Origin of the sequence: Endozoicomonas sp. ONNA2 (genome assembly GCF_024606365.1) — a bacterium.
Lineage (GTDB): Bacteria > Pseudomonadota > Gammaproteobacteria > Pseudomonadales > Endozoicomonadaceae > Endozoicomonas.
Genome location: NZ_JAHHPO010000462.1, coordinates 1 through 1,145 on the forward strand (window position 1 = coordinate 1; position 1,145 = coordinate 1,145).

At 48.3% G+C, this 1,145-nt stretch carries 2 protein-coding genes; one reads left to right on the forward strand and one right to left on the reverse strand.

From position 1 onward, the window contains the following. The first annotated feature begins 146 nt into the window (after positions 1-146). Positions 147-926 (forward strand): MATH domain-containing protein, encoded by a 780-nt coding sequence (locus KDK14_RS08370; RefSeq protein ID WP_257264638.1) that lies wholly within the window; start codon positions 147-149, stop codon positions 924-926. Positions 927-956: 30 nt separating this feature from the next. On the opposite strand, the gene KDK14_RS08375 is transcribed toward KDK14_RS08370, so the two are convergent. Continuing rightward, positions 957-1,145: hypothetical protein (locus tag KDK14_RS08375; RefSeq protein ID WP_257264639.1), on the reverse strand; the 189-nt coding region annotated here is incomplete at its 5' end.

Here is a 1,145-nt window from a genome sequence, read left to right on the forward strand (position 1 = left end):
TAGTAACTGTCCACTTAGCCAGAAATATACGATTCCATTTGGCCAACTACTTAGATGCGCTTCTTAACCGGGTAGATCAGCTGGAAACACAAATCAAAAAGCCAGAACCACCCATTGAAAAAAGAGTGGTACCACTGGAAAAAAAAATGGAATTGCTGCAACAGGATATGCAGAAACTCACCCTGGAAGTTAACCGAAGTCTTCAAGCACAGAGGCAGCAATCCAGTACCCCGCTACCACCTGGATTTGCACAGCGTTTAAATGACCTTGAAAGTAGCTTCGGACAAAACTGCCAAAAACTCGAAAATCTCGAAGCTGAACTTGCCAGTGTTTTTCACTTGTTCTGTGAGTTCAGAAATGAAAAAAAACCTGACTTGCCCGCAACTGCCAGTATTGATCCAGTTAACAAAGTAAACAACACCCTGGTGCCCATAGATGGTACCTTGGTTTGGAAGATCGACGACTTTGCTTCCAAACGCCAGGACGCTATCGATGGCAGAAAACGTTTCATACCTTCACCCGTATTCTTAACAAGCCAGAACGGTTATAAATTGTCCGCAAGGGTCTACTTGAATGGTGATGGCATGGGAAAAGGAACACATATCAGCTTGTTTTTGGTGGTAATGAGAGGTGAATGCGATGCTCTTCTGAATTGGCCGTTTTCACGCATGGTAACTTTTAAGATTCATGATCAGAATCGTGTAGCAGACGTGCAAGACACATTCCTCCCCAAGAAGGGTTCATCATCTTTTCGAAGACCCAAGTCGGAATGTAACATCGCCTCTGGCTGTCCTCTGTTTATGGCACTCAATTCGCTGAATGATCGGCGTTATGCATACGTTAAAGATGACACCATGTTTATCGAGGTCACGGTAGGAGATACTGATCAAAGCCCTCAGGATAGTCAGCAAGGAAGGATCAATTGACATCCTCCCGCCGCCAGGCAGATGGCCGCCCTAACTGCGCGGCCCTACTGCTACCCGATTACAGTGGGGTTTTCCTTCTGCAAGACGCTCACCGGAATGCCGGACCACCGGAATGCCGGACCACCGGAATGCCCCCGAAGCGACAAGGTCCCGGGCTTTGGCATCCTGCGTCGCCCTGGCTCCCACATCCATGTGGTCGTGCGCGAGTTTCGGGGCAGC

Bases quoted from the DNA above. Each gene is read 5' to 3' on its own strand.
- KDK14_RS08370 (WP_257264638.1), top strand. From the start codon at position 147: ATGGAATTGCTGCAACAGGATATGCAGAAACTCACCCTGGAAGTTAAC.